Annotated in this window: 27 protein-coding genes and 1 tRNA gene; 9 read left to right on the forward strand and 19 right to left on the reverse strand. The window is 62.5% G+C overall.

Annotated features, from left to right (window positions below):
• The first annotated feature begins 391 nt into the window (after positions 1 to 391).
• The gene (gene pgi, locus B3605_RS18425) at positions 392 to 2,017 is read left to right on the forward strand and encodes a glucose-6-phosphate isomerase (protein WP_112940973.1); all 1,626 of its coding nucleotides are present in this window, start codon (positions 392 to 394) and stop codon (positions 2,015 to 2,017) included.
• A 97-nt stretch (positions 2,018 to 2,114) separates the two neighbouring features.
• On the opposite strand, the gene B3605_RS18430 is transcribed toward pgi, so the two are convergent.
• Both B3605_RS18430 and B3605_RS18435 read right to left on the reverse strand, forming a co-directional pair.
• Positions 2,115 to 2,258, reverse strand: a complete 144-nt coding sequence (locus B3605_RS18430) for a hypothetical protein (protein WP_181459210.1) — start codon at positions 2,256 to 2,258, stop codon at positions 2,115 to 2,117.
• Positions 2,259 to 2,354: 96 nt separating this feature from the next.
• Positions 2,355 to 3,218, reverse strand: coding sequence for a DMT family transporter (locus B3605_RS18435; RefSeq protein ID WP_112940974.1), 864 nt, complete (start codon positions 3,216 to 3,218; stop codon positions 2,355 to 2,357).
• Between the two features lie 93 nt (positions 3,219 to 3,311).
• Here B3605_RS18435 and B3605_RS18440 point away from each other — a divergent pair, with 93 nt between their 5' ends.
• Both B3605_RS18440 and B3605_RS18445 read left to right on the forward strand, forming a co-directional pair.
• Positions 3,312 to 4,742, forward strand: coding sequence for a PLP-dependent aminotransferase family protein (locus B3605_RS18440; RefSeq protein ID WP_112940975.1), 1,431 nt, complete (start codon positions 3,312 to 3,314; stop codon positions 4,740 to 4,742).
• 89 nt (positions 4,743 to 4,831) lie between these two features.
• Positions 4,832 to 5,626 (forward strand): alpha/beta fold hydrolase, encoded by a 795-nt coding sequence (locus tag B3605_RS18445; protein WP_112940976.1) that lies wholly within the window; start codon positions 4,832 to 4,834, stop codon positions 5,624 to 5,626.
• Positions 5,627 to 5,630: 4 nt separating this feature from the next.
• On the opposite strand, the gene B3605_RS18450 is transcribed toward B3605_RS18445, so the two are convergent.
• Both B3605_RS18450 and B3605_RS18455 read right to left on the reverse strand, forming a co-directional pair.
• Entirely contained in the window at positions 5,631 to 6,557 is a 927-nt protein-coding gene (locus B3605_RS18450) for a carbohydrate kinase family protein (RefSeq protein WP_112940977.1), read from the reverse strand.
• A 91-nt stretch (positions 6,558 to 6,648) separates the two neighbouring features.
• Entirely contained in the window at positions 6,649 to 7,338 is a 690-nt protein-coding gene (locus B3605_RS18455; RefSeq protein ID WP_047507167.1) for an orotate phosphoribosyltransferase, read from the reverse strand.
• Between the two features lie 421 nt (positions 7,339 to 7,759).
• Between B3605_RS18455 and B3605_RS18460 the strand changes: the two genes are divergently transcribed.
• Positions 7,760 to 8,662, forward strand: coding sequence for a GGDEF domain-containing protein (locus B3605_RS18460; protein ID WP_112940978.1), 903 nt, complete (start codon positions 7,760 to 7,762; stop codon positions 8,660 to 8,662).
• Here B3605_RS18460 and B3605_RS18465 read toward each other — a convergent pair whose 3' ends face one another.
• Positions 8,663 to 9,319 (reverse strand): TetR/AcrR family transcriptional regulator, encoded by a 657-nt coding sequence (locus tag B3605_RS18465; protein ID WP_112940979.1) that lies wholly within the window; start codon positions 9,317 to 9,319, stop codon positions 8,663 to 8,665.
• A 112-nt stretch (positions 9,320 to 9,431) separates the two neighbouring features.
• Here B3605_RS18465 and B3605_RS18470 point away from each other — a divergent pair, with 112 nt between their 5' ends.
• Both B3605_RS18470 and B3605_RS18475 read left to right on the forward strand, forming a co-directional pair.
• Positions 9,432 to 9,914 (forward strand): DUF1772 domain-containing protein, encoded by a 483-nt coding sequence (locus tag B3605_RS18470; RefSeq protein WP_112973916.1) that lies wholly within the window; start codon positions 9,432 to 9,434, stop codon positions 9,912 to 9,914.
• Between the two features lie 90 nt (positions 9,915 to 10,004).
• Entirely contained in the window at positions 10,005 to 11,276 is a 1,272-nt protein-coding gene (locus B3605_RS18475) for an MgtC/SapB family protein (protein ID WP_112941033.1), read from the forward strand.
• A 43-nt stretch (positions 11,277 to 11,319) separates the two neighbouring features.
• Here the strand turns inward: B3605_RS18475 and B3605_RS18480 are convergent, their stop codons facing one another.
• The 7 genes from B3605_RS18480 to B3605_RS18510 all read right to left on the reverse strand — a co-directional run bounded on the left by B3605_RS18480 (position 11,320) and on the right by B3605_RS18510 (position 18,332).
• Positions 11,320 to 11,862, reverse strand: coding sequence for a glyoxalase superfamily protein (locus B3605_RS18480; RefSeq protein ID WP_112940980.1), 543 nt, complete (start codon positions 11,860 to 11,862; stop codon positions 11,320 to 11,322).
• A gap of 188 nt (positions 11,863 to 12,050) precedes the next feature.
• On the reverse strand, positions 12,051 to 13,229 hold the full coding sequence (locus B3605_RS18485) for a GGDEF domain-containing protein (protein ID WP_112940981.1): 1,179 nt from the start codon (positions 13,227 to 13,229) through the stop codon (positions 12,051 to 12,053).
• 182 nt (positions 13,230 to 13,411) lie between these two features.
• Positions 13,412 to 14,452, reverse strand: a complete 1,041-nt coding sequence (gene pyrC / locus B3605_RS18490) for a dihydroorotase (protein WP_112940982.1) — start codon at positions 14,450 to 14,452, stop codon at positions 13,412 to 13,414.
• A 104-nt stretch (positions 14,453 to 14,556) separates the two neighbouring features.
• Positions 14,557 to 15,183 carry a nucleoside triphosphate hydrolase gene (locus B3605_RS18495; RefSeq protein WP_111561617.1) on the reverse strand — a complete coding sequence of 209 codons (627 nt, stop codon included), beginning with the start codon at positions 15,181 to 15,183 and terminating at the stop codon, positions 14,557 to 14,559.
• On the reverse strand, positions 15,180 to 15,962 hold the full coding sequence (locus B3605_RS18500) for an ATP-binding cassette domain-containing protein (RefSeq protein WP_037187743.1): 783 nt from the start codon (positions 15,960 to 15,962) through the stop codon (positions 15,180 to 15,182). The genes B3605_RS18495 and B3605_RS18500 overlap by 4 nt, the downstream gene beginning before the upstream one ends.
• The gene (locus B3605_RS18505) at positions 15,962 to 17,041 is read right to left on the reverse strand and encodes an ABC transporter permease (RefSeq protein ID WP_112940983.1); all 1,080 of its coding nucleotides are present in this window, start codon (positions 17,039 to 17,041) and stop codon (positions 15,962 to 15,964) included. The genes B3605_RS18500 and B3605_RS18505 overlap by 1 nt, the downstream gene beginning before the upstream one ends.
• A 265-nt stretch (positions 17,042 to 17,306) precedes the next feature.
• On the reverse strand, positions 17,307 to 18,332 hold the full coding sequence (locus B3605_RS18510; protein WP_112940984.1) for a sugar ABC transporter substrate-binding protein: 1,026 nt from the start codon (positions 18,330 to 18,332) through the stop codon (positions 17,307 to 17,309).
• Between the two features lie 233 nt (positions 18,333 to 18,565).
• On the opposite strand from B3605_RS18510, the gene B3605_RS18515 reads away from it, so the two are divergent.
• Together B3605_RS18515 and B3605_RS18520 are read left to right on the forward strand one after the other, a co-directional pair.
• A complete protein-coding gene (locus B3605_RS18515) occupies positions 18,566 to 19,813 on the forward strand; it encodes an ROK family transcriptional regulator (RefSeq protein WP_112940985.1) in 1,248 nt (415 codons plus the stop codon).
• Positions 19,797 to 20,273 (forward strand): RbsD/FucU family protein, encoded by a 477-nt coding sequence (locus B3605_RS18520; RefSeq protein ID WP_112973908.1) that lies wholly within the window; start codon positions 19,797 to 19,799, stop codon positions 20,271 to 20,273. Before B3605_RS18515 ends, B3605_RS18520 begins: the two co-directional genes overlap by 17 nt.
• A gap of 18 nt (positions 20,274 to 20,291) precedes the next feature.
• On the opposite strand, the gene B3605_RS18525 is transcribed toward B3605_RS18520, so the two are convergent.
• The 4 genes from B3605_RS18525 to B3605_RS18540 form a co-directional block, all read right to left on the reverse strand.
• Positions 20,292 to 21,329, reverse strand: coding sequence for a 4-hydroxyproline epimerase (locus tag B3605_RS18525; protein WP_047507144.1), 1,038 nt, complete (start codon positions 21,327 to 21,329; stop codon positions 20,292 to 20,294).
• 60 nt (positions 21,330 to 21,389) lie between these two features.
• Complete coding sequence (locus tag B3605_RS18530) at positions 21,390 to 22,637, reverse strand: NAD(P)/FAD-dependent oxidoreductase (protein ID WP_112940986.1); 1,248 nt, start codon at positions 22,635 to 22,637, stop codon at positions 21,390 to 21,392.
• 510 nt (positions 22,638 to 23,147) lie between these two features.
• Positions 23,148 to 23,525 carry a surface protein gene (locus B3605_RS18535; RefSeq protein ID WP_112940987.1) on the reverse strand — a complete coding sequence of 126 codons (378 nt, stop codon included), beginning with the start codon at positions 23,523 to 23,525 and terminating at the stop codon, positions 23,148 to 23,150.
• A gap of 214 nt (positions 23,526 to 23,739) precedes the next feature.
• Positions 23,740 to 24,066, reverse strand: coding sequence for a hypothetical protein (locus B3605_RS18540; RefSeq protein ID WP_018898253.1), 327 nt, complete (start codon positions 24,064 to 24,066; stop codon positions 23,740 to 23,742).
• Positions 24,067 to 24,262: 196 nt separating this feature from the next.
• Between B3605_RS18540 and B3605_RS18545 the strand changes: the two genes are divergently transcribed.
• Positions 24,263 to 24,418, forward strand: coding sequence for a hypothetical protein (locus tag B3605_RS18545; protein WP_183795144.1), 156 nt, complete (start codon positions 24,263 to 24,265; stop codon positions 24,416 to 24,418).
• A 32-nt stretch (positions 24,419 to 24,450) separates the two neighbouring features.
• Here the strand turns inward: B3605_RS18545 and B3605_RS18550 are convergent, their stop codons facing one another.
• From B3605_RS18550 to B3605_RS18560, 3 genes are all read right to left on the reverse strand, one after another.
• Complete coding sequence (locus B3605_RS18550; RefSeq protein ID WP_018898251.1) at positions 24,451 to 24,618, reverse strand: hypothetical protein; 168 nt, start codon at positions 24,616 to 24,618, stop codon at positions 24,451 to 24,453.
• Positions 24,619 to 24,668: 50 nt separating this feature from the next.
• Positions 24,669 to 24,890, reverse strand: a complete 222-nt coding sequence (locus B3605_RS18555) for a hypothetical protein (protein WP_296435472.1) — start codon at positions 24,888 to 24,890, stop codon at positions 24,669 to 24,671.
• Between the two features lie 220 nt (positions 24,891 to 25,110).
• Positions 25,111 to 25,187, reverse strand: a tRNA-Arg gene (locus tag B3605_RS18560).

Genomic DNA, 25,187 nt, shown 5'->3' on the forward strand with positions numbered 1-25,187 from the left:
CTGTGCTGCTATCCGCTTGTTTTGAGGCAGAAGCAGCACAGGTCGCGGCAATGCGGCCTATCGGCGAGGATGGGCCGCGCCGACTTCGGCAAGAGCCTTGCCATCAGAACGGGAGGTGATGATATGTGGTTTCGACCGCTTAGCGTCACGCTTATGGTGAGGAAAACCCGGACGAGCTGGTCACTCAGCGTCCGGGTCACATTCCAAAGAACATAAGCGCAGCAGGTGGAGTTACAGCTCCGCCTGCAACCTCTCCAATATAGCCCGACTGCGTTGGCGCATCAAGCGCGACGTGCGCACCCTTTTTATGAATAGTTTCAGACATAACTTGATTTGCACCCGGTAAAGCGAATAGTTTCCGCGACCCTCACGCCCTGCAAAGGAGCCTCCCATGAATGCCATCGTCGACCAACTGAAAAGCACCGCGGCTGCCACCAAGGCCACCGATATCCGTGCTGCCTTCGCGGCCGATCCGAAACGCTTTTCGCGCTTCACCGCCTCGCTCGACGACCTCCTGATGGATTTCTCGAAGACGGCCGTGAACGACGAGGTGCTGGCCCTTCTGGTCAAGCTCGCCGAAACCGGCGGTGTCGAGGCCAAGCGCGACGAGATGTTCTCGGGCAAGGCGATCAACTTCACCGAAAACCGCGCCGTGCTGCACACGGCCCTTCGCAATCGTTCGAACACCCCCGTTCTCGTCGACGGCAAGGACGTGATGCCTGACGTCAACGGCGTGCTCGCTGCCATGGGCAAGTTTGCCGACGGCATTCGCTCGGGCGCGCTGAAGGGCGCGACCGGCAAGAAGATCACCGACGTCATCAACATCGGCATCGGCGGCTCCGACCTCGGCCCCGTGATGGCGACGCTGGCGTTGGCGCCTTATCATGACGGCCCGCGCGCGCATTTCGTTTCCAACATCGACGGCGCACACATCGCCGACATCCTGAAGCTGGTGCAGCCGGAAACGACGCTCTTCATCGTCGCCTCCAAGACCTTCACCACTATCGAGACAATGACGAACGCCCAGACGGCGCGCAAGTTCGTTGCCGACGCGCTCGGCGAAGCAGCCGTTCAGCATCACTTCGCAGCCGTTTCGACGGCGCTCGACAAGGTTGCCGCCTTCGGCATCGAAAGCGAACGCGTGTTCGGCTTCTGGGATTGGGTCGGCGGGCGCTACTCGATCTGGTCGGCCATCGGCCTGCCGCTGATGATCGCCGTCGGTCCTGAGAACTTCGGCAAGTTCCTCGATGGCGCGCATTCGATCGACAACCACTTCCGCACGGCACCGATCGCCAAGAACCTGCCGATCCTGCTCGGCCTGATCGGCTTCTACAATCGCAACGTTCTCGGCTACGCCACCCGCGCGATCCTGCCCTACGACCAGCGCCTGTCGCGCTTCCCTGCTTACCTGCAGCAGCTCGACATGGAATCGAACGGCAAGGGCGTCACCATCGACGGCACGCCGGTCGAAGGGAATTCCGGTCCTGTCGTCTGGGGCGAACCCGGCACCAATGGCCAGCACGCCTTCTACCAGCTGATCCACCAGGGCACGAGCGTGATCCCGGCCGAATTCATGATCGCCGCCAACGGCTTCGAGCCGGAGCTGCGCCACCAGCACCAGCTCCTGATGGCAAACTGCATCGCGCAGTCGGAAGCGCTGATGAAGGGCCGCACCTTCGAGGAAGCCAAGAAGCAGCTGACCGACAAGGGCATGGACGACAAGCAGGCCGATTTCATCGCGCCGCACCGCGTCTTCACCGGCAACCGCCCGTCGATCACCTTCGTCTATGACAAGCTGACGCCGTTCGCCTTCGGCCGCCTCGTGGCGCTCTACGAACACCGCGTCTTCGTCGAAGGCGTGCTGTTCCGCATCAACTCGTTCGACCAGTGGGGCGTCGAGCTCGGCAAGGAACTGGCGACCGGCCTGCTGCCCGTCATCGAAGGCAAGGAAAGCGCTGCGGGCCACGATTCGTCGACACAGGGCCTTGTTGCCGAACTGGCGAAGCTCGCCAAGTAAGAACGCAACGTTCACAAGACGCTCCCGTGGTGACCGCCGCGGGAGCGTTTTCTATTTGGCTGAGATGACTGCCCTCAGGTCCACCCCCTGGTGGCGGTCAGGGCCTGGCGCCCTTGCCCGATGGTACGGTGCTCGCGGCCTGCTTGACCTGCGAGCCCGGCTGCGAGGCGACTGCCGGAGCGGACTTGTCTTTTTTCGGCTTGCGCGCTTCACGCGTACCGCGGAGTTGACCCTTTGCCATTTCAAGCTCCCTGGTTGGGCCACATCAAGCGATGTAGCGCCAAACAGCAGGCGCGCTTACGCGGCAAAATGCAAACCCATTCTCACCCGTAACGTTCTAGCGGGCGAACTTCTTGGCGCCAGCGACGCAGCCGACGATGGCGATGGTGACGACGAGCATGATGGGGCTCACCTGCTCGTGCAGCAGCGTTGCCGCCAGGAGCAGACCGAAGAAGGGCTGCAGCAGCTGCAGCTGACCGACACCGGCAATGCCGCCCTGCGCCAGGCCGCGATACCAGAAGAAGAAGCCGATCAGCATGCTGAACAGCGAGACATAGACGAGGCCCGCCCAGGCCGGCATTTCGATCGCCGCAAAGGACGGCGGCAGATTGAAGAGAGCAAGCGCGAGCATGACGGGCAGCGAGAGAACCAGCGCCCAGGAGATGACCTGCCAGCCGCCGAGCCTGCGCGACAGCTTGGCGCCCTCGGCATAGCCGAGACCACAGGCGATGATGGCGGCGAGCATCAGGAGATCGCCGAGCGGGGCTGCGGTCACACCCTGCGACAGGGCAAAACCTGCGACCAGCGCGCTCCCCACGCAGGAGAATATCCAGAAGGCCGGTTGCGGACGCTCGCCGCCCCTGATGACGCCGAAGATCGCGGTCGAGAGCGGCAGCAAGCCGATGAAGACGATGGAGTGCGCCGAGGTGATGTGAGTGAGCGCCAGTGCGGTGAGCAGTGGAAAGCCGATGACGACGCCGAAGGCGACGATAACGAGCGACAGAAAATCGCTCGCCGCCGGCCGCTTTTCGCGAAACAGTACGAGCAACGCCAGCGCGATCAGCCCGGCGATCGCCGCGCGGGCGACGGTCAGGAAGACGGGATCGAACCCCATCACCGCCATGCGCGTCGCGGGCAGCGAGCCGCTGAAAATCAGAACACCGATAAAACCATTCAACCAACCGGCCGCCGTGCGGTCCATGGCACACTCCATCATTCTTTCAATCGACCATCTTATGATCCCTCGCAGCGTGGCCATGCCAGCTACGGTATGGTACGGTTTCGCCAAACTGTTATGCATCGGAGAGCAGTACGGATGGCCGATAACGCAATCGTTGGCACGACCCGCGTGGCGATGGTGATGAACACGATCAAGCAGCGCATCGCCGGCCGCAGCTTGACGGCGGGGGCGAAGCTGCCTTCTGTGCGGGCGCTCGCGGGGTCGCTGAAGATTTCGACATCGACCGTCGTCGAGGCCTATGAGCGGCTGGTTGCCGAGGGCGCGATCCTGTCGCGGCCGGGCTCCGGCTTTTACGTCGCCAACCAGGCCGCCCCCTTCGCGCTGTCGGAGGTCGGGCCACGGCTCGACCGCGAAATCGATCCGTTCTGGGTGTCGCGGCAGTCTTTGGAGGCCGGCGATATCGGCCTCAAACCCGGTTGCGGATGGCTGCCGCCCTCCTGGCTGCCGGAAGACGGCGTTCGCCGCGGCCTGCGGGCACTGGCGCGAGCCGATGGGCCTGTACTGCTCGCCTATGGATCGCCGCTGGGGTTGCCGCCGCTCAGGCAGCTGATCGCGCGGCGGATGGCAGACAAGGGGATTGGCGCCTCGCCCGACCAGATCATCCTGACGGAGTCAGGCATTCAGGCGATCGACCTTCTCTGCCGCTTCCTGATCGAGCCCGGCGATACCGTGATGGTCGACGATCCCTGCTACTTCAATTTCCACGCTCTTCTCCGCGCCCACCGCGCCAAGATCGTCAGCGTGCCCTACACGCCCTCCGGCCCCGATATCGACGCCTTCGCCCACACGGTGGCCGAGCATCGACCGAAGCTCTACGTGACCAATTCGGCGCTGCATAACCCGACCGGAGCGATCCTCTCGCCGGTGACGGCGCATCGGGTGCTTAAGATCGCCGAGCAGTTCGACCTGACGATCATCGAGGACGATATCTTCGCCGATTTCGAGCACGTGACGGCGCCACGCCTTGCCGCTTTCGACGGGCTGGATCGCGTCATCCATATCGGCAGTTTCTCGAAGACGCTGTCGGCCTCGGCGCGCTGCGGCTTCATCGCCGCCAAGCCGGAGTGGATCGGCGGGCTGACAGATCTGAAGATCGCCACCTCGTTCGGCGGCGGGCGGCATGCGGCGCAGCTGGTCCTGAGCGTGCTCAGCGACGGCAGCTATCGCAAGCATATCGAGACGCTGCGCAGCCGGCTGTCGAGGACGATGTTCGAGGTCTCGGCCAAGCTCAAGAACCTCGGCATCGTGCCCTGGTTGGAGCCGCAGGCGGGGATGTTCCTCTGGTGCCGCCTGCCCGATAGTATCGACGCTGCCGATGTGGCGCGCGCGGCACTGGAGCGGGATGTGGTGCTGGCGCCGGGCAATGCGTTCAGCCTGTCGCAGACGGCGACGGATTTCATGCGGTTCAATGTTTCGCAGACGGAAGATCCGAGGGTTTACGAGGTGCTGCGCGAGGCCATGCAGGCGGCGCGAGGGAAGGCTTAGCCTGGTCGGCGCGGCGATTATTTCTCAGGAGATGTCGAGATGGGGCCGCGTCGTCCGTCTAGAAAGAATGAGGGATTGGGAGGACTGATATGACTGACGACGAGCTTGAGCGATTTGCAGCGCAGGGAGCGGAGGCCCTGCCTGATGGTGACGACGGCGTGGTTACGCATGATGGCGCCGATATATGGTACAGCGCTTATGGCTCCGGGCCGGTTGTGATCCTGCTGCATGGCGGACTCGGGAATAGCGGCAACTGGGGCTATCAGGTGCCGGCGCTGCTGCGATCAGGCCGGCGCGTGGTGGTGATCGACAGCCGGGGACACGGCCGCAGCACGCGGGACGACAAGCCCTACACCTACGAGCTGATGGCATCCGACGTGCTTGCGGTGATGGATCATCTCGAAATCGAGAAGGCGGCGCTTATCGGCTGGAGCGATGGGGCGTGCACGGCGCTCATTCTCGCGGACCGGCACCCTCAGCGCGTCGACGGCGTGTTCTTCTTCGCCTGCAGCATGGACCCGTCAGGCGTAAAGCCCTTCGTGCCGACGCCCGTGATCGACCGCTGCTTCAATAGGCATCGGATGGATTACGAGGCGCTCTCGCCGACGCCTGACCAGTTCGACCGCTTTGTCGAGGATGTGAGCCTGATGATGTCGACCGAGCCGAATTATTCGGCCGCCGATCTGAACCGCATCCGTGTGCCGGTGGCGGTGGCGCTCGGTGACCGGGACGAGTTCATCAAGCCGGAGCATGCGGCGCATCTCGTGCGCAGCACTCCCGGCGCGACCTTCGTTCCGCTTGAAGGCGTGAGCCACTTCGCGCCGCTGCAGCGGCCCGATGACTTCAATCGGACCGTGATTGGCTTTCTGGATCAGTTGCCCTGAGGCTCTAAAGACCGATCTCGTTGGCCCATGGCGGGTTGGCGCCGGCGCGGGAGACCGTGACGGCTGCGGCCTTGGCGCCGAGCGAGAGCGCGTTCTGCAGCGCCTTTTCGTCGAGCGAGGCGACCTGCGCCTTGGTAAGCAGACCATCCATCTTCAGCGAGGCAAGAACGCCGGCATCGAAGGTATCGCCGGCACCGACGGTGTCGACCACGGTGACGCGCTGGCTGGGGACGGTGACCTTGCGTTCGCTGGTGTAACCCGTCGCGCCCTCGGCGCCCTTGGTGATGACGACGAGCTTGGCGCCATGCTGCAGCCAGTGGGCGGCGAGATCGTCATGGCTGCCGTCCATGCCGAACCATTCCAGGTCCTCGTCGGAGAACTTCAGGATATCGGACTTGGCGGCCATGCGCTTGATACGCGCCATGTGCGCCTGGTTGTCCTTGATGAAGCCGGGGCGGATGTTCGGGTCGAGCGAGATGACGCGCTTGGCCGCCTCGCGGTCGAGCAGTGCCTCGTAGGTTTCGCCGCACGGGCTGGGGATCAGGCTGATGGCGCCGAAGTGCAGCGCCTCGCAATCGTCGCCGAGAACAGGAAGGTCATCGGTGGTGATCATGCGGCCGGCGGTGCCTTCGTCATAGAAGGCGTAGGTCGCCTGGCCGTTGACCAGCTTGACGAAGGCGAGCGTCGAGGGGCGCTGCGCGATGGCGCAGAGGCTGAAGTCGACATTGCTCGCCTTCAGCGTATCACAGAGGATTTCGCCCATCATGTCGTCGGCGAGACCGGTGAAGAAAGACGTCTGGATGCCCAGGCGCCCGAGCGCGATCGCCGTGTTGAAGATGGCGCCGCCGGCATAGGGCGCAAAGCCCTTCTCGCCGAGCGTCGTCTCCCGCGGCAGCATGTCGATCAACGCTTCTCCACAGCACAAAATCATGTCCGTCTCCCAAGGGCATTACGATCTGTCGATGCCCAACTGGATTAGATAACTTCGTGGCAAAAGCAAAGCGCCGTGAGCAATTATTCACTCAAAGTGATGAAATACCGCCGTTGCGGCCAGACCATGCGAGCGGCGCGTCGAGGAAGGATTCAACCTCGTTCAGGGTGTTCTGATCGAACAGCTGCTGCTCCTTGGCAACGGCCAAGACATCGCGCCATGTGGCGATGTAGTGCAGCTTGACCTTGCCATCGGCAAAGCGCAGCGCGCCTTCGTCGAAGATGCCGTAATAGAAGAGCGCGATGCCATGATCGACAATGCCGCCGGCGTCGCGCACGGCATCGATGAACTTGAACATGCTGCCGCCTGCCGTCGTCAGGTCCTCGATGACGAGAACGCGCGAACCCTCGGGCATGTTGCCTTCGATCTGGGCGTTGCGGCCGTGGCCCTTCGGCTGTTTACGGACATAGATCATCGGCAGGCTAAGGCGGTCGGCGAGAAGGGCGGCGAAGGGGATGCCCGCGGTTTCGCCGCCGGCGATGCAATCGAACTTCTCGAAGCCCGCCTCGCGCAGCACGACGCTGGCGGCGAAATCCATCACCGTCGAGCGGATGCGCGGGAAGGAGAGAAGCTTGCGGCAGTCGATATAGACGGGGCTCGCCATGCCCGAGGCGAACTTGTAGGGCTGGGTGGCATTGAAGTGAACGGCCTTGATCTCCCAGAGCATCTTGGCCACCAGCTCGGCCATGACTTTGCGGTCGGTGAATGTTGCCTGGATCATCGTTCTCTCCTTGCCTGGATCTTGTGCTCAAACTTATGGGCCAATAGCAGCAAGTGGGGCAAGTTTCCAGAACGCGAGGGGCTCAAACGCAAGAATGGCAATTGCACGCGCTCACGTTGCCGTTGGGGTCGCGTCTCGCTCTGTTAATATCGTTGCGTCAGGACGCGATGATTCACCAGAAGCGCGAAGCGCGACGGATCACAAAAACCCTTGCTGGTATTTCTTTTGCGGACAACTTAAATTTCCACAACCCATTCATAATTTTAGACATTCGTCATACGTATTGTTCGGCAGGCACTTGCACGGAGCTTGATGCCCAGCACCCCCAAAGCCACTCAAATTTGAATGATTTCGTTAACAACGGGGTGAAACTTCCCGAGCCATTTTCGCTGCGCCCAAAGACACCATGAAGGAGTCCAGAATGCGCCTCACGAGGTTCACACCGCTTCAGCAGTTCAACCAATCGCTGACCCTCAAGATCTTCTCCATTTGCTTCGTCTCGACGCACGTGCCGCTTCTGGCGCTCGTCGTCTATCTGGTCACCGGCTTTCGGAGCGAGGCGACGCCTGTGCTTATCCTGGTGCTGGGAGCGACGCTGATCGGCACTGCCTTTTGCCTGGCCTGCGTCTGGGCGTTCATCCGGCCGCTGCACCAGATCGCCGGCGTGGTCGAGACCTACCGCTCGACCGGCGTCGTGAAGTCGGTTCGCAGCAAGCGCAAGGACGAGGTCGGGATCGTCACCAACGGGATCTCGATCCTGATCAAGGAACTCGACGCGACGCTGGCACAGCTGCGCCGGCAGGCGACCACTGACGTTCTGACCGGCCTCGGCAACCGCCGCTGGCTGAAGGATATCGGGGCACTGGAGATTGCCCGCGCCGCGCGTGAACGCACGCCGATCTCCGTCGTGGTCTTCGATCTCGATCACTTCAAGTCGATCAACGACCAGTTCGGCCACGATGTCGGCGACCAGGTGCTGGTCATGGCCGGCGCCACGATCCAGCACAATCTGCGACCCTATGACATCGCGGCGCGCATCGGCGGCGAGGAGTTCTGCCTGGTCCTGCCACGCACGGATATCGATGCCGCGGTCAACATTGCCAACCGGCTGCGCATGCAGTTCGAAAGCAAGGCCGTCGGCCCGTTGCCGGCAAAGCGCGTGACGGCAAGCTTCGGCGTCTATCGCGGCGATCCCGCCAGCGAAACGCTGAAATCCATGCTGACGGCGGCGGACCGGGAGCTCTATGCCGCCAAGAATGGTGGTCGCAACATGGTTCGCTCGGCGGTCTCGTTGTCGATCAGGGACGCAAAGATCCGTGCCTGATCACTCCGCTACCAATTCGCCGATATCGGCGGGCAGCATCTTCTTGTAGAGCGCAATTGCTGCCCGTCCCTCTTCCTCGCTCAACGCGGCGGCATATCTGACCGCCGCCGCCAGGAGCTGCATGACGAGCCTCGCAAGCGCCAGCAGCGCAGGCTTGCGACGATCCGGGTAAACCTGCTCTAGCACCGCGAGCAGCGCCTGGGCGTGAAACTCCATATCGTCAGCGTCGATTTCCTGCAGCAGCCGATCCGCCTGCGTGGCGAACCATATGTCGCGCATGACGGGCTCGCTGCGGAAGAAGGCAAGATACTCGTCGGCGATCCGGCACAGCGCCGAACGCAGCGTTGCGGCATCCTTTGCTTCTGCCAGCGCCGCGATCACGCAGGCGCGGCCCTCCTCGTTGAAGCGCTCGGCCAGCGTTGCGAAGATCGAGCTCCTATCCGGGAAATACTGGTAGAGCGCGCCGAAGGAGAGATCGGCCTTTTCGACGATCTCGCTCATCTTCAGCGCATCACTTCCCTTCGCCTCGATCAGTTGCGTGGCCACAGCCAGTATCTTTTCGAAGCGCTCGCGGCCTCTTTGCTGGCGGGGAATGCGCCGGGGCTGCCTTGTGGCGCCCACCTTTATTCGCGATCCCGCCGCCGTTTCGTCCGCCATCTAAAACTCCATTCCGGTTGACAGCAGAAATAAGAGAGTTTATCTCATTTTGCAAATGAGAGAATTTCTCTGTTATTGACTTTTGGCTCAGCCAAAATGGGAGGTCATGGGCATGGCAATCATTCTCGTATTGGCGCTTGTCGCCGCCGCGATCGGCAGCGGGCTCGTCGCCGGCACATTCTTCGCGTTCTCGACCTTCGTGATGCCGGCGTTTTCGCGCATACCGACGGAACAGGGGATCGCCGCGATGAACTCGATCAACGTCACCATCCTTCGCTCGCCCTTCATGATGCTGTTCGTGCCGACGGCCATTCTCTGCCTGTTGATCGGCGTGCTCGCGGTGATGAGCTGGCGGGAGGGGGCGAGCCTCTGGATGCTCGCCGGCGCCATCATCTACATCGTCGCCTCCTTCGCCTCGACCATCATCTTCAACGTGCCGATGAACGATGCGTTGGGGCAGTTTTCAGGCAATGGCCCCGAAGCATCGGCGCTGTGGCAGGACTACCTTCGCGACTGGACGTGGTGGAACCATGTAAGGACCGTGGCTTCGCTTCTGACATCGGCCGCGTTCGTACGGGCGCTGATGCTGATCTGATCTCCCGACCGAGCGCCGATATCTCTAATGCGCCAATGGTTTCAGATGTTTGCGCTTGCTAAGCGGCGCGGCGGCGATATCGTGCAGGTCATGGAACATATCGAAGTCTTCCGCCGTCTCGGCGTGGCGCTTGCCATCGGTCTGCTCGTCGGCGTCGAGCGGGGCTGGACCGAGCGCGACGTGCGCGTCGGCGGACGCACCGCCGGGCTTCGCACCTTTGGCCTCACCGGCTTCCTCGGCGGCATTGTCGGCACGCTGCAGCCGCTGACCGGCCCGTTCTTCCCGGCCACGATCGCGGTGCTTCTCGGCGTCGTCTATATCGCCGGCAAGTGGCAGGAGGCGATCGAGGACAAGGATTACGGCATCACCTCGATCATCGCCGCACTTTGCGTCTTCGCGCTCGGAATGCTCGCCACGCTCGGCGATCTCATCACGGCGGGAGCCGGCGCGGTCGTGGTGACGGTCGTGCTCGCGGCCCGCACCAGCCTTCACGGTTTCCTGCAGGGGCTGACTTGGGTGGAACTGCGATCAGCGCTGATGCTGCTCGCGATGACCGTGATCGCCTTGCCCCTGCTGCCCGACAAGCCGCTCGATCCCTGGGGCGCGCTCAATCCCTATGCGCTCTGGCTTTTGACGATTACCATCGCTGCACTCTCCTTCGCCGGCTATGTGGCGATCCGGCTCATGGGATCGAGCCGCGGGATATTGCTTGCGGGTGCGGCCGGTGGGCTCGTCTCGTCCACCGCGCTGACGCTCTCCTTCGCGCGCTATTCGATGGAAGCGCCGCAAGGGGCGCGGCATCTGGCGGCGGGTGCGGCGATTGCCGGCGCGCTTTCCTTCGCGCGCGTTCTCGTCATTGCGAGCGCGCTTTCTCTGAGCATGCTGGCGCCGCTCTCCTCGGCGCTCATTCCCGCCATCATCGGCTTCCTGGCGACCAGCCTGTTTCTGGCCTGGCGTTCCGGGTCGAGCACGCAGGCGCCGGAGATTGGGCTCACCAATCCGTTTGAACTCAGAACCGTGATTTCTTTCGCGCTGCTGCTCGGCCTGATCAGCCTCGTTTCGAAGATGGCGACCGAATATGTCGGCGCCTCGGCGCTTTATGTCGTCGCCGCCATTTCGGGCCTTGTCGATGTGGACGCGATCACGCTCTCGACCGTGCGCCTTGTCGGCTCGGCGATCACCGCCACGACGGCTGCTGATGTCACGCTGATTGCAGTGTTCGTCAACATGGTCACCAAGGTCGCGCTGGCCTTTACGGCGGGCCGCCGCGAATATGCAGTGACACTCGGCCTCGCCTCGGCGGTCGCCATCCTCTTCGGCGCGATCGGCTATCTCTCGACGCGCGGCCTTTGGGCTGCCTGAGGCGGCGGGCTTACCCAGCACACCGCCGCAGCCCCTTCTCGCCTTATCCGTCGTTGCGCTCACAGAACGTAACGCGATTATTGAAGGGATCGATGACCTCCATCTCCAATCCCCATGGCGCCTCCTGAAGCCCCGGCTTCATGTAGCGGTAATCCTTGGCCGTGAGCTCCGCCTGATAGGCGCGAACGCCTTTCACCGGGACGAAGGCCCTGGCGCCGGGGCTGGCGTCTCCCGAGTGCTCACTAAGGTGCAGGATCATGCCGCTTCGCGAGACCTGGCAATAGAGCGGGAAATGTTCGCCGAAGCGGTGCTCCCAATCGAGCTCAAACCCCAGAAAGCCGCAGTAGAACTCCTTGGCCTTGTCGACGTCGAAGATGCGGAAGATCGGGATTGGCGGTTCTATGCCGACCGCGGGCGGCGATGCCGTCGTCTGTTCGAGTTTCGCAGACAGGATGTTCCATTGTTCGAAGCCGAACTGGCGGGCGACGATCTCCAGCGTCTCGCTGTGAGAGAGATCGACATCGCGGTCGGCAAGTGCCTGGCGCAATGCCTTGGCCATCAGTTTCGCATCGCGAAAATCGCGCATGTTGCATTCCCTCCGTTGGCGGCGAACAGGACGATCAGTGCCCGCGTCTGCTGACCCGTTCGCCATCAATCGCCAAACGGCAAGGGATGTGAAGGATATGCGTGAATGCATTCACCATCGTGCTTTCGCACCGCGGGGCGGCTGGCTGCATCCGGCCAACCCGACCATACGAGGGGAACCGCCGACGATCAAGAGGCGGTGCGGGCCGTGTCCGTGGGGACTGCCTGCAGGTGGCTCGCAAGCTCGACGCGGTTGCGGCCGGCGCGCTTGGCGGCATAGAGCGCCTTGTCGGCGGCGGTCAGCATGGCGTCGAACGGCAGCGGCTTGGTGCGGCCGGAGGCGACGCCGACGCTGACGGTGCATTTGCAGACCTGGCCGTCGATATCGAGCTCGCGCCCCTCGAAGGCCTTGCGGATGCGCTCGGCGACGACCTCGGCGCGGCCTGGCATGACCTCGTGCAAGACCATCGCGAACTCTTCACCGCCGAGGCGGGCAACCGTGTCGCTCAGCCTGCAGCTCGCGGTCAATTCGGCTGCGAAGACCTTCAGCACGCGGTCACCGACGTCGTGACCGAAGTTGTCGTTGATCGATTTGAAGTGGTCGATGTCAAAAACCAGCACGGCCGTGGTCGGGCCCATGACGCCGGCGCCGTGGCGATCGAACAGAGCGCGGCGGTTGAGCAGGCCGGTCAGTGGATCGGTAGCAGCATCGATGCGGTGGAGGGCGGCCATGCGCCATTGGTGCAGGGCAAGCGACAGCGCGCCGATACCGGTCATGCTGGCGATGCAGACGGCGAGGCTCAAATCCTCCGACCAGTTGTTAGGCGCAGCCCCCAGCACAAGCTTGCCCTGATAGATCAGCACGGCGGCGCAAAGAACGAAAGAAAAGCCGGTGAGGCAGTAAAGACTGGTGATCCCGGTCAGCGGGACGATCGCTTCGGCACGCGCCCGCCAGTATTGATAGGCGGTGGCGAAGAGGAAGGATGCGATGGCGATATTGTCGACAATGAAGGACAGGCCGTCATAGCCGAGCAACATCGGCAATGAGGTCGCGACCACCGCCACGGCACCGAAGGCAGCAACGCGCGCGTGCGGCAATGTTCCTGTCCGGAACTGGCATCCCGCGCCCCAGACGGTCGCGAAGCCGGGAAAGAGCAGCGCGAAGCAGGCAACAGCGACGATCGCGTTCGGCTTATCGACATAGATGCCATAGGCAAAGATGCCGCTGACGATCAGGATCAGGCCGACCCCGCAGGCCAGCAGAAATGTTTCGGTCCGCCGGGCAATCCAGCTCGCCAGCAAAGTAATGGCGAGACAAGTCGCCGAGACCGCCAACGCGGTCAACAATGAATTATAGTCAAGCGTCATGCTTTGAGCTCCGCGGCTTCTGCCACGCTTTCGTTTTAAGAAAATGGAATTCGCCCGACAGCGAATGTGTTATCAATTTCGTTAAAAAAACATGTATTTAAAGCTTAGATGTTAGCGCAGTAACATATCTCGACGGATGCGCATCCTTCTTCCAGTAAAAAATGAGGGGTTTGCGAGCGCTATTAGCGCTCGACATCCCAATGAAGCGGGAACATGGGGTCGAATACCGTGACGGGACCGGCGCCGGTCTCGATCTTGGCAGGAAACGACACGGGCTCGGCGCGCTTCACAAGCGTTATTACTTCTTCGTTTATCGGAAGGCTATACCAGGCCGGGCCGTTCAGCGAGGCGAAGGCTTCCAGTTTGTCGAGGGCATTGTCCTGTTCGAAGACGTGAGCAAGGCAGCTCATCGTGTTGATTGAAGTATAGATGCCGGCGCAGCCGCAGCCGCATTCCTTCAGCGGATCGACATGCGGTGCGGAATCGGTACCCAGGAAGAAGCGAGCATCGCCGCTGGTGGCCGCCTGGCGCAGCGCGACACGATGGTGTTCGCGCTTGGCGACCGGCAGACAGTAATAATGCGGGCGAATGCCGCCAACGAGGATGGCGTTGCGGTTGATGATCAGGTGATGCGTGGTGATCGAGCCTGCGAGGTTGCGCTCGGCTGACTTGATATAATCGATGCCTTCCTTGGTGGTGACGTGTTCCATCGTCACCTTCAGTTCCGGCAGGCGCTTGCGCAATGGGTCGAGCACGGTTTCGATGAAGACGGCTTCGCGATCGAAGATATCGACATCCGATGTCGTGACTTCACCATGGACGCAAAGCGGAAGGCCGATCTTGGCCATGCGATCCAGCACCGGCATTGCCTTGTCGATATCGCGCACGCCGCCATGCGAATTGGTGGTGGCGCCGGCCGGGTAGAGCTTGACGGCGGTGATCAGGCCGCTGGCCTTGCCCTTCTCGACATCATCCGGATCGGTGTGCTCGGTCAGATAGAGCGTCATCAGCGGCTCGAAGCGATCGCCCTTCGGTAGCGCGGCCATGATGCGGCCGCGATAGGCCTCGGCATCCGCTGTCGTCACGACCGGCGGCACGAGGTTCGGCATGATGATGGCGCGGGCGAAGTCGCGGCTTGAATCGGCGATCACGCCTTCCAGCATGGCGCCATCACGCAGGTGAAGATGCCAATCATCGGGGCGGCGGATGGTGATCGATTGCATGACTGTAACTCCGGCAAGGCTGCGCTTTAGGGCTCAGCCTTGGGAATTACATCCAAGCATGGGGGATGGCAAATGGTTTGCCCGCCGCAGCCGGGCAATTGCGATCAGGCGATCTCGAGGGTGACGTCGGCGCGGCGGCGATTGCCGAGAATGAGGCGACCGTTCGGAAGATCGTTCTCATAGACCTTGCGAGCAGACTCTTCCTCGCTCAGCTTGTAGCCGCGCCAGCGCGCCCACAGCCGCTCTTCCAGCACCTCGATCGGCGGGGCAAGCATGATCGAGTAATCGAACACGCCTTCGAGCTCCGCCCACTTGCCGAGGCTGAAGAGCAGGTAGTTGCCCTCGACGATGATGAAGCGATGCTCCGGGCCGATGGGCCGTGCCGAGGCGATGGCAAGCTCACGCGAGCGATCGAACACCGGCACCAGCACTTCCTGATCGGCCAGGCGAACGGCGCGGATGATATCGAGGAAGCCGCGCACGTCGAAGGTCTCGGGGATGCCCTTGCGGGCAAGCTGGCCGCGCTCGATCAGGATGGCATTGTCCATGTGGAAGCCGTCCATTGGCAATACTGCGGCCGTTTCACCGCCGGCGCGCAAGGCGTCGGCGATGTGGTCTGCCATGGTGGATTTGCCGGCGCCGGGCGGGCCGGCGATGGCGATCAGAAAGCGCTTCGCGTCGCCGGCGCGGGCAAGGACCTCGCCGGCGATATCCTCGATCGTCATCGTCATGCGGCAACAGGCTCCGTAGGAACAGACTTGGCGCCGGTCATGAAGGCGACGGCGTCCGACATTGTGTATTCCTTCGGATTGATCACCGTCAAGCGACGCCCGAGGCGGTGGATGTGAATGCGATCGGCCACCTCGAAGACATGCGGCATGTTGTGCGAAATGAGCACGATCGGGATGCCGCGAGAACGGACGTCGAGGATGAGTTCCAGCACGCGCCGGCTTTCCTTGACGCCCAAAGCCGCCGTCGGCTCATCGAGGATGATGACCTTGGAGCCGAAGGCCGCCGCACGGGCAACCGCCACGCCCTGACGCTGGCCGCCGGAGAGAGTTTCGACTGCCTGGTTGATGTTCTGGATGGTCATCAAGCCAAGCTCGGTGAGCTTCTGCCGCGCCATCTTTTCCATCGCCGAATGATCGAGCTTGCGCATGAACTTGCCCATGAAGCCCGGTTTGCGGATCTCGCGACCGAGGAACATGTTGTCGGCGATCGAGAGCGCCGGCGACAGGGCAAGGTTCTGGTAGACGGTCTCGATGCCGGCCTTTCGGGCTTCAATGGGCGACGAGAAGTGGATCGGCTGGCCCTCCAGCCGGATCTCTCCCTCATCGGGACGCACGGCGCCGGAGATCGCCTTGATGAGCGAGGATTTACCGGCACCGTTATCGCCGATGACGGCCAGGATTTCGCCCGGATAGAGATCGAAGTCGGCATGATCGAGGGCGGTGACGCGGCCGTAGCGCTTGACGAGACCACGCGCCATGAGAAGGGGTTCGGTAGCCATCAGCCTGCTGCCTTTCTGATCCACTGATCGATTCCAACGGCGGCGATGATGAGCACGCCGATCAAGAGATAGGTCCACTGCACGTCGGTGCCGAGGAGGCGCAGGCCGAGCGAGAAGACGCCGACGATGAGCGCGCCGAACATCATGCCAAGGATGGAACCACGGCCGCCGAAGAGCGAGATGCCGCCGATCACCACCGCGGTGATGCTTTCGATGTTGGCGAACTGGCCGGCGGTGGGCGATACCGAGCCGATGCGGCCGATGAGGGCCCAGCCGGCGAGCGCGCAGATGAGGCCCGAGAGAACATAGGTGGAGATCAGCATGCGCCTTACGTTGACACCGGAGAGGCCCGCTGCCTCCGGATCGTCACCGACCGCATAGAGATGCCGGCCCCAGGCGGTGTGGTTCAGCACATACCAGAGAACCGCCACGAGCAGGACCATGGCGATGACGCCATAGGTAAAGACCGCGCCGCCGATGCGGAAGGTATCGCCGAAAATCTGAAGAAGCGGCGCCGTGGTCTCGATTTCCTGCGCGCGGATGGTCTCGTTGGCGGAATAGAGGAAGTTCGTCGCGAGAACGATCTGCCACATGCCGAGCGTGACGATGAAGGGCGGCAGCTTCATGCGGGCGACAAGCCAGCCGTTGATGAAACCGCAGAGCGCGCCGACGGCGAAGCCGCAGAGGATGGCGAGCTCGACCGGAAGGCCGTAACGGAAGACGAACTGGCCCATGACGACAGACGACAGCACCATGATAGCGCCGACCGAGAGATCGATACCTGCCGTCATGATGACCAACGACTGCGCCGCGCCGACGATGCCCGTGATCGCCACCTGCTGCAGGATAAGCGTCAGGGAGAAGGCGGAGAAGAACTTGGTGCCCAAGAGTACGCCGAAGATGACCAGCGACAGCACGAGCACGATCAGCGATACCGCCGATGGGCTCGAATGCAGAAAATGCCGGAACCTTTGAAGGAAACTCTTGTCGTCCGTGTCGAAGGAAGCGACATCGGTCGAACTTTCCTTGAGGACTTTTTCATAATCGTGATGCGGCGATGCCGCGGTTGGCTCACTCATGGATGTTCCTCCCGGAATCCTGTCCGCCGTGCGTGCGCGGGACGATTGCATGTGAGTGGTGGTCTTTTCCCAGGCCTGCCCTTCGGCCGCCTGGGGTCACAGTCGATGCATCGGGAAAGTCCCCCTCTGGCCTGCCGGCCATCTCCCCCACAAGGGGGGAGAAGACTTGCGGCACCCACCTGCCCCAATCGAGGCTCGGTGGGTCCGGCCGGGTTAGCCCTCCCCCTTTGTGGGGAGGGTTGGGAGGGGTCTTAGGCCCGATCGCTTAGCCCCAGCACTTGCCAAGGCCTTCCTTGGTGTCGATCGACTTGACGCCGGAGACGGGCTTGTCGGTGACCAGCGTCACGCCGGTATCGAAAAAGTTTTTGCCGTCGGTCGGCTTCGGCTTTTCGCCGCTGTCGGCGAACTTCTTGATCGCCTCGATGCCAAGTGCTGCCATCTGCAGCGGGTACTGCTGCGAGGTGGCGCCGATGACGCCGTCGGCTACGTTCTTGACGCCTGGGCAACCACCGTCGACGGAGACGATCAGCACGTCCTTCTCGCGGCCGACAGCCTTCAGCGCTTCATAGGCGCCGGCTGCAGCCGGTTCGTTGATGGTGTGGACGACGTTGATGGTCGGATCCTTCTGGAGAAGGTTTTCCATCGCGGTACGGCCGCCTTCTTCGTTGCCGTTGGTGATGTCGTGGCCGACGATGCGCTTGTCATCCTCGTCGCCGATCTTGTTCGGGTCCTTCGGGTCGATGCCGAAGCCCATCATGAAGCCCTGGTCGCGGAGCACGTCGACGGACGGCTGCGAAGGCGTCAGGTCGAGGAAGGCAACCTTGGCGTCCGCAGCCTTGTCGCCCAGCGTTTCCTTGGCCCACTGGCCGATCAGCTTGCCGGCGAGCAGGTTGTCGGTGGCAAAGGTCATGTCGGCGCTGTCGATCGGCTCCAGCGGCGTGTCGAGCGCGATGACGAGCAGGCCGGCGTCGCGGGCCTTCTTGACGTTCGGCACGATGCCCTTGGTGTCGGAAGCGGCAATCAGGATACCCTTGGCGCCATCGGCGATGCAGGTCTCGATCGCGGCCACCTGGCTTTCACTGTCACCATCGATCTTGCCGGCATAGGACTTCAGGTTGACGCCGAGTTCCTTTGCCTTGGCGGTCGCGCCTTCCTTCATCTTGACGAAGAAGGGGTTGGTGTCGGTCTTGGTGATCAGGCAGGCGGAAACGTCCGCGGCCTTTGCAGGCGCCGAGAAGGCGACGCCGAGGGCCAGCGCGGCGAGCGCTGCGGAAAGCACTGATTTCTTCATTTACTCCTCCCAGAGTGTAGCCGGACCGCCCCATGGCTGACCGGAATTTTAAAACACGAACGCCGCCTTCGAATACCGCCGATGGCTTCCTCCAAGCCGTTTCGTGCTGTTTACGGTGCTAATTAAGGGCGAAAGAATTTGGCTTGTCAATAAATAAATCCAATTGAATTATTAATTCCTTGTGGCATGCTCGGCGAAAATAACGCATAGGCCGATCAAGGGAGGAATGGCCAATGTCGTCGATGAGAGGTCCGGTTCACGTGCCGGCCCAACTGCCGGGCGTCAGTCCGGCAGGCGGCGCGAACCAGGTTCGGGTCCGCGCCTACAATGAACGACTGGTGCTTTCGCTGGTGCGCCTGCATGGCGCCCAGTCGAAGGCGGATATCGCACGCCGCACGGGCCTTTCGGCGCAAACCGTGTCGGTGATCATGCGCGTGCTGGAAAAGGAAGGGCTGCTTTCGCGCGGCGAGCCGATCCGCGGACGCGTCGGGCAACCCTCGGTGCCGATGCGGCTCAATCCCGATGCGGTCTACTCCTTCGGCGTGAAGATGGGCCGGCGCAGCGCCGATCTGGTGCTGATGGATTTCGTCGGCAAGATCCGCATGCAGCTGCATGTGACCTACGCCTACCCCCTGCCCGACCTGTTTCTCAACTTCATCGTATCGGGTATCCAGGAATTGGAAAGCCGGCTCAGTGATGACGAGCGCGGCCGTATCGCCGGCGTCGGCATCGCGGCACCGTTCGAATTGTGGAACTGGGAAGAGGAAGTGGGCTCGCCCAAGGGCGCGATGGACGTCTGGCGCGACTACGACCTGCATGCCGAGGTGGCGGCAAGCCTGCCCTACCCCGTCTATCTGCAGAACGACGCGACCAGCGCCTGTGGCGCGGAACTCGTCTTCGGCATCGGCCCGCAGCACCCCGATTTCGTCTACTTCTTCATCGGCTCCTTCATCGGCGGCGGCATCGTCTTGAACTCGGCGATCTTTTCCGGCCGCACCGGCACGGCCGGCGCCATCGGCCCGCTACCGGTGCGCGGCAAGAACGGCGAGACGCTGCAGCTGCTCGAGGTCGCCTCGATCTTCGTGCTCGAAAACGTGCTGCGCGAGCGCGGCGTCGATCCAGAGCCTCTCTGGTATTCGGCCGACGACTGGATCGATTTCGGCGAGCCGCTCGAACTGTGGATCCAGGATACCGCCAAGGCGCTGGCACAGGGCATCGTCGCGGCCGCCTCCATCATCGATTTCAGCGCCGCCGTTATCGACGGCGGCTTTCCAGCCTGGGTCCGCGAGCGGATCGTGCAGGCGACGATCTACGAAGCGGACAGGCTCGACCTGCAGGGCGTCGTCATGCCCGATATCATCGAGGGAGCGGTGGGGGCGCATGCGCGCGCCATCGGCGGCGCAAGCCTGCCGATCTTCGCCCGCTATCTCACGGACCAGAACGTGCTCTTCAAGGAGGTGGAGAATGCTGAAGGGACTTAACCCGATCCTGAGCCCCGAACTGCTCTCGACGCTGCGCGCCATGGGCCATGGCGACGAGATCGCCATCGTCGACGGCAACTATCCGGGCCTCGAGGACGCGCGGCGGCTGATCCGGCTCGATGGGCACGGCATTATCCCGGTGCTCGATGCCGTCTTGAGCGTGCTGCCGATCGACGAGTTCGTGCCGGAGGCGATCTTTCGCGCCACCGTGAAGGGCGAGCGCGACAAGATCGACCCCGTGCACGAGGAGATGATCGACTGTTGCGCGCATTACGAGCCGCATCGGCAGGTCGTGCCGCTGGTGGGGCCGGATTTCTACAACAGGGTGAAGGCGGCGCATGCGCTGATCCAGACCAGCGAGCCGCGCCTTTACGGCAATATCATCCTGCGCAAGGGCGTGATCCATCCGGGCAAGCCGGGCGACAAGAGCAAGGCCCAGGTCGACCCGTTTCCTTACTGACGACGGATCAGCCGGCGATCAGATTTCGCCGGCGAGCGGCCCCCAGACATCCGTCAGCGCGAAGCCGCCGGGGTGCGGATCGAAGGGATCGAGCGCCACCTGCGACAGGCCGAAGGTGAAGCCGCGACCCGTGATCGTCGGGATGACGGCCGGGCGGCCGGCGACGGTGGTCTCGGCCAGAAGCCCGACCTCGAATTCGGAATCGATGATCGAGCGCGACTTGAAGACATCGCCGACCTTTGCCTTGCCGCGCGCATGCAGCGTCGCGAGATTGGCGGAGTTTCCGGTGCCGCAGGGCGAGCGATCGGCGCGACCCGGCCACATGGTGGTGCAGGTGCGCACCGTGCCATCGGCTTCGAGATCGCGGAACATCACATAGGCAACGCCCGAAATCGCCGGGATCTCCGGGTGCACGACCTTGATCTCGCGATTGATCTTTTCCTTGATCACCATGCCGGCGCTGACGAGGGCGGCGGCATTGGACTTGGCGATCGTCAGGCCGATCTGGCCGACATCGACAAGCGCGTAGAAGATGCCGCCATAGCAGAGATCGAGCTTGATCGTGCCCCACTGCTCGGTCTCCAGCGAGACGTCGAGCTCGTGCACGAAGGACGGCACCATGGTGAGCTTTACCTTCTCGCAGCGGCCATCGCGGCAGGTGGCGGTCGCCTTGACGAGGCCGGCTGCCGTTTCCAGCGTGACCACCGTTTCCGGTTCGTGCATCTCGACGATGCCGGATTCGAGCAGCGCCGTGGTGACGCAGATCGAGTTCGAGCCGGAGCTTGCATGCGCCTGATCGGGCTGCAGGATGATGAAGGCGGCGTCGGCATCCGGATGCTTGGGCGGCAGCAGCAGATTGACGGATCCGATCGGCGCGCCGCGCGGCTCAAGGCAGAGGAAGCGGCGAAGCTCCTGGCCCTTTGGATCGGTGTTCAGCCAGTGCAGCTGCTCGGCAACGGTGTTGCCCGGGATCTTCGGAACGCCGCCGATCGCGACCTTTCCGATCTCACCTTCGGCGTGGACATCCAGAAGCTGGATCGTGCGCTTCCATCTCATCGGCGTCTCCCATCATCCGCCGGCAGGGCGACCTCGTCACCGCCGGCACTCTGTTATGTCTCAATAGCGGTTAATACGGAACGGCGTCATGTCGATGGCGGGTTTGGCCCCCGTCACCATATCCGCGATCAGCTGGGCCGTGGCGGCAGAATAGGTGAGGCCGAGATGGCCGTGACCGGTCGCATAGTAGACGCCCTGCATTTTCGACGAGGGCGAGATGATCGGGATCGTATCGGGCAGCGACGGGCGATGGCCCATCCACTCTGTCGCGTCCTTGACCTCAAGGCCCGGCACGGCTCGCTGCGCATGGCGAACGAGGACGCGGGCGCGGCGGAAATCTGGCGCGGCATCGAGCCCCGCCAGCTCGACATTGCCGCCGACGCGGATACCGCCTGCCGTCGGCGTGATCATGAAGGCGCGATGCGGCCAGATCACCGAATAGCGCATGGAGACGCCGGGCTGCATGATCTGCGTGTGATAACCGCGTTCGGTCTCGAGCGGGATCGGCTCGCCGAGCTTTTCGGCCAGAAAGCGTGTGTGGACGCCGGCCGCCAGCACGACGAAATCAGCCGCGATACGCTCACCGCTTTCGAGAATGACGACGGACGTGCCGTCGGCGTTCTTTTCGACGGTGCGAACCGCGCCGGAGAGGAAGGTCGCGCCGCGCTCGCGGGCGGCATCGGCGAGCTTGACCACCAGGCGATAGGGATCGCGGATGGTCTTGTTGTCGGGCAGCAGGACCGCCTTGGCGATCGAAGGCGAGAGCGAGGGCTCCAGATCACGGATGGCGGCACCTTCGAGCACATCGAAATCGAAGCCATAGCGGCGCATGAAATCGATGTGGCCGCGATCACCAGCAAATTCCGCGTCGGTCTCGTAGATCGCCAGGCAGCCTTCGTCGGTCATCAGCTGCGGTGCTGCGATCGTATCCAGCATGGCGCGGAAATCGGCGAGCGCAGGATTGGAGAGGCTCATGCCCGCATCCTCGATGTCACGCAGCCGCGAGGGCCGGCCGGCGGCGATGAAGCGCAGGAACCATGGCGCCATCTTCAACGCATAGGCGGGACGCAGCCAGACGGGGCCTTCTGGATCGAGCAGCCAGCGGGGGATCTTGCGCCAGGTATTTGGGCCGGAGCCGGCGGCGAAATCGAGCGCGATGCTGGCCATGTTGCCATAAGAGGTGCCGCGACCGGGCTCGCCCTTGTCGATCAGCGTGACCTGCAGGCCGCGACGCTGCAATTCGAGCGCAATCGCCGCACCGATGATACCTGCGCCGACAACCGCGACCGTCTGTTTCTTCTCGTTCATCCCTCACCGCCCATTCGCGCGGCGGACCACACCACCGACCGCACTGTGATATATCAGAACAGGAGCGACTTCCATCTGAATTTTCGAGATCTGCCGACCGCCGCGACATCACATGGCGTTGGACATGACGATGCAGCCGCATAACGAAAAATGCGGGTGAAGGATGCAAAGGAGATGGGAAGGTCCAGAATGGAAAAGAGACCGGTGCGGGAGGAGGTGCACCGGGCTCTTGATCCTGACTGACAACTGGGAGGAGGAGTGTCGTCAGTCCGATGAAGGAGCGCTGGGAGGAGGAGTGCGCTGCCTTCGAGGGGATAGATAGCCCATCGTTTCGATCAGGAATAGGGAGAATACCGCAACGCAGCAATGCACCATGTGCATAACACGACCCCTTAGATCGTCATTCGCATTCTATTCATGCACATCATTTCATCAAACCTGCCAAGATATGAGCAATTCCAGCCACATGGGCCGAAGGCGGCGGCCTTTGCCGTCGCCTTCGAGACCGACTCACCACTCGTTGCCGCATGGCATGGAACCGTCGCCATTGGTGCCGCCGAAGGTGCCCTGGCAATAGGTCTGCCTGTGCATTTGCTGCATTGGAGGCTGGGGCTGCATCGGGCGCTCGCCGATCGAGCCGGTGGTCTGGCGGTCGACGCCGAAGGCGGCGTCCGGATACCAGTAGCCGTCGTGGCGGCGGGTGCCGGGCCGCTCGGTGCGCGAGCCATGATAGCCGTGCCAATAGCCCGGCTGCGTCTGCGCCACCTGGATCACTTGAGCCGGCTGCGCGGACTGGTCGACGGGCGCTGCCTGAACAGGCACCGCGGCCGAGAGCGCCGTGATGACGCCAAGCGAGAGGACGGACGGGATGTAACGGGAGATTTTCATGATAAACCCTCCTTCAGGATTCACATGAAGAAAATGCCGTCTCAGCTTGCAAAGTTCCGGGCCTGCACGCGCGCTCCAACAGTCGTGATCACAGGCGATTGCGCGTGATCTCGATTACGCCTACGGCGTGATCCCGATTGCGCCCTACGGCGTGATTCCGGTCGCGCTTTAGGCGTGATCACGCTTATGCTCACTGCGTGATATCAGGCCGCTCCTACTGGTCGTAGACGGCGCGGTAGCCCTGGCTGGAGATGCAGGTGACATATTGCCGGCGCGCGGCCGCCCTCGCCTGCGCTTCCTCGTTGGCCGGATCGATCGCATAGCGCGACATCTGCGCCCGCGCCTCGTATTGCTTGCGCGCCTCGTTATACATGACGTTGCCGTCGGCGACGCAGATGTTGTGGGCGATGCCGGGTGGATTGAGCGGCGGGTCGAGCGTGTTGACAGGCGTCAGCATCGGGCCGTTGGCATGATCGACGCAACCGGCCAAGGCCGCCACCGACGCCAGAAACACCATTCCACGAACCATATTGCTCAGCATTCAATCTCTCCGGCCCGCGGCCACGGCATGTCCTGCCCCAAAGGCATCTTGCCGAGACAATCGTCTGGCAACATTGTGCCAAGCTAGCGCCGGGCAAGACGCCCATCGCGCAGGTGCCAACATCAAGACGGAGGATTTGGAAGTGTCAGCTCTTCAAGACGAACACGCACACGATATCCCCACTCACCCGGAGGAGATGAAATCGGTCTTCGACCTTCGCGTCGGAAAGCACATCACCCTGCAAGGCAGCGCCAGGATCACGCCCGCCGGCGTCATCAGCACCGGGATTGCGGTGGCGGCAATGACGTTCGCTGTAGGGTATTTGATTTCGTCGGTTGGTCGGCGGCGGTGAGGGCGATTAGTTAGGCGCACTCGGAACGCCCCTCAGACATAGATCCACCCTTTGCGAACGGCCTCTATAAGCTCAAGCTCGTAGCTATATTCGGCGGCCACGGCAAAGACCTTGATATCGCTGCTGGTCATGCCGATCCCGTGCCGTCGCGAGACATATTCGAAGGTCTCGATCCAATCGAGGCCCGACAAATGCAGCATGGCGATCTCCAGGGTGAAAGGGGCTTCCCGCTTCTTCTTGCGGCGGGCCGTCAAGGTTGGAACCCGTGCCGATCAAGCAACGCGCGCTCCTGCGCAAACATGCGGGTGGTGAGTTCCTCGAAATCGATCAGACCGGCGGCCGCGAGCGCATAGCAGGCCGCATCCGACGCGCAGCGGTCCCGCTCGAATCGATCTCGCAGAGATGACCCCACATGACGAGCGCGGTTCGTCAGAACGTCAGCGGCTAGCTGCGCATAGAAATTTGAGTCCATCGGCCTGACCTCGCAACGAATGCGCGGAAACACCTGCCCGGCTTCCGTGAGGAAATGCCGGCCTGTGCAACGCTCTGGTGATCGTATGGATTTCGTACCGGGGAAGTGTCTCACGACTCGCAGAGAATGGGAATCGCAGAGATCGGCTTTAAAAATTTAGACGAGCAGAATTCGACCTTGCTTGAGGTCGTCGTGCTAAATTTTCGTGAGAAAAGAGAAGTGGCGCACCCGAAGAGATTCGAACTCCTGACCCCCAGATTCGTAGTCTGGTGCTCTATCCAGCTGAGCTACGGGTGC

It is taken from the genome of Rhizobium sp. UBA1881 (genome assembly GCF_002338015.1).
In the GTDB taxonomy this organism is placed as follows: domain Bacteria; phylum Pseudomonadota; class Alphaproteobacteria; order Rhizobiales; family Rhizobiaceae; genus Rhizobium.

What these genes read in the sequence shown, in the direction of transcription:
- B3605_RS18465 (WP_112940979.1), bottom strand. Translation starts at nt 9,319, where the DNA reads ATGGCGGACGAAACGGCGGCGGGATCGCGAATAAAGGTGGGCGCCACA.
- B3605_RS18515 (WP_112940985.1), top strand. Translation starts at nt 18,566, where the DNA reads ATGTCGTCGATGAGAGGTCCGGTTCACGTGCCGGCCCAACTGCCGGGC.
- B3605_RS18440 (WP_112940975.1), top strand. Translation starts at nt 3,312, where the DNA reads ATGCATCGGAGAGCAGTACGGATGGCCGATAACGCAATCGTTGGCACG.
- B3605_RS18485 (WP_112940981.1), bottom strand. Translation starts at nt 13,229, where the DNA reads ATGACGCTTGACTATAATTCATTGTTGACCGCGTTGGCGGTCTCGGCG.
- B3605_RS18430 (WP_181459210.1), bottom strand. Translation starts at nt 2,258, where the DNA reads ATGGCAAAGGGTCAACTCCGCGGTACGCGTGAAGCGCGCAAGCCGAAA.
- B3605_RS18530 (WP_112940986.1), bottom strand. Translation starts at nt 22,637, where the DNA reads ATGAACGAGAAGAAACAGACGGTCGCGGTTGTCGGCGCAGGTATCATC.
- B3605_RS18550 (WP_018898251.1), bottom strand. Translation starts at nt 24,618, where the DNA reads ATGCTGCATTTGTCGGGCCTCGATTGGATCGAGACCTTCGAATATGTC.
- pyrC (WP_112940982.1), bottom strand. Translation starts at nt 14,452, where the DNA reads ATGCAATCGATCACCATCCGCCGCCCCGATGATTGGCATCTTCACCTG.
- B3605_RS18520 (WP_112973908.1), top strand. Translation starts at nt 19,797, where the DNA reads ATGCTGAAGGGACTTAACCCGATCCTGAGCCCCGAACTGCTCTCGACG.
- B3605_RS18555 (WP_296435472.1), bottom strand. Translation starts at nt 24,890, where the DNA reads ATGGACTCAAATTTCTATGCGCAGCTAGCCGCTGACGTTCTGACGAAC.
- B3605_RS18505 (WP_112940983.1), bottom strand. Translation starts at nt 17,041, where the DNA reads ATGAGTGAGCCAACCGCGGCATCGCCGCATCACGATTATGAAAAAGTC.
- B3605_RS18445 (WP_112940976.1), top strand. Translation starts at nt 4,832, where the DNA reads ATGACTGACGACGAGCTTGAGCGATTTGCAGCGCAGGGAGCGGAGGCC.
- B3605_RS18480 (WP_112940980.1), bottom strand. Translation starts at nt 11,862, where the DNA reads ATGCGCGATTTTCGCGATGCGAAACTGATGGCCAAGGCATTGCGCCAG.
- B3605_RS18450 (WP_112940977.1), bottom strand. Translation starts at nt 6,557, where the DNA reads ATGATTTTGTGCTGTGGAGAAGCGTTGATCGACATGCTGCCGCGGGAG.
- B3605_RS18540 (WP_018898253.1), bottom strand. Translation starts at nt 24,066, where the DNA reads ATGCTGAGCAATATGGTTCGTGGAATGGTGTTTCTGGCGTCGGTGGCG.
- B3605_RS18545 (WP_183795144.1), top strand. Translation starts at nt 24,263, where the DNA reads ATGAAATCGGTCTTCGACCTTCGCGTCGGAAAGCACATCACCCTGCAA.
- B3605_RS18525 (WP_047507144.1), bottom strand. Translation starts at nt 21,329, where the DNA reads ATGAGATGGAAGCGCACGATCCAGCTTCTGGATGTCCACGCCGAAGGT.
- pgi (WP_112940973.1), top strand. Translation starts at nt 392, where the DNA reads ATGAATGCCATCGTCGACCAACTGAAAAGCACCGCGGCTGCCACCAAG.
- B3605_RS18535 (WP_112940987.1), bottom strand. Translation starts at nt 23,525, where the DNA reads ATGAAAATCTCCCGTTACATCCCGTCCGTCCTCTCGCTTGGCGTCATC.
- B3605_RS18435 (WP_112940974.1), bottom strand. Translation starts at nt 3,218, where the DNA reads ATGGACCGCACGGCGGCCGGTTGGTTGAATGGTTTTATCGGTGTTCTG.
- B3605_RS18460 (WP_112940978.1), top strand. Translation starts at nt 7,760, where the DNA reads ATGCGCCTCACGAGGTTCACACCGCTTCAGCAGTTCAACCAATCGCTG.
- B3605_RS18510 (WP_112940984.1), bottom strand. Translation starts at nt 18,332, where the DNA reads ATGAAGAAATCAGTGCTTTCCGCAGCGCTCGCCGCGCTGGCCCTCGGC.
- B3605_RS18470 (WP_112973916.1), top strand. Translation starts at nt 9,432, where the DNA reads ATGGCAATCATTCTCGTATTGGCGCTTGTCGCCGCCGCGATCGGCAGC.
- B3605_RS18500 (WP_037187743.1), bottom strand. Translation starts at nt 15,962, where the DNA reads ATGGCTACCGAACCCCTTCTCATGGCGCGTGGTCTCGTCAAGCGCTAC.
- B3605_RS18495 (WP_111561617.1), bottom strand. Translation starts at nt 15,183, where the DNA reads ATGACGATGACGATCGAGGATATCGCCGGCGAGGTCCTTGCCCGCGCC.
- B3605_RS18475 (WP_112941033.1), top strand. Translation starts at nt 10,005, where the DNA reads ATGGAACATATCGAAGTCTTCCGCCGTCTCGGCGTGGCGCTTGCCATC.
- B3605_RS18455 (WP_047507167.1), bottom strand. Translation starts at nt 7,338, where the DNA reads ATGATCCAGGCAACATTCACCGACCGCAAAGTCATGGCCGAGCTGGTG.